This window comes from Variovorax sp. Varisp36 (assembly GCF_047304235.1).
GTDB lineage: Bacteria > Pseudomonadota > Gammaproteobacteria > Burkholderiales > Burkholderiaceae_C > Variovorax.
In genome coordinates this window covers 1-256 of sequence record NZ_JBGLYU010000122.1, presented here as the reverse complement: position 1 = coordinate 256, position 256 = coordinate 1, and the positions used below count along the sequence as shown (strand labels likewise).

At 53.5% G+C, this 256-nt stretch carries 1 protein-coding gene; it reads right to left on the bottom strand.

Annotation, left to right across the window (positions count from 1 at the left end):
* A partial coding sequence (locus tag ACCD11_RS28430) for a hypothetical protein (protein WP_413316479.1) occupies nt 1-187 on the bottom strand: 187 nt, incomplete at its 3' end.
* Between the last annotated feature and the right edge of the window lie 69 nt (nt 188-256).

Here is a 256-nt window from a genome sequence, read left to right as displayed (position 1 = left end):
CATTCATACGAATGACGATCCCGGACAGATATCCTTGATCGACGTACAAGAGAAAATGGATTAATCGCGCGACTTCGATCGCCTCGATAAAGCGCCGCTTGCGGTGCGCCATTTGCCGAGCCATCAGGTTATGCTTATCAGCTCGACGAAGCGTCATGCCGGCGTCGCCAATGATGCCGGGAGCCACGCAAACGAGTTGTTGGGATGAAGTCTTGAGTTGTTTCGTCTCGACGTACCGATGAAGCGCAGCCTTAGC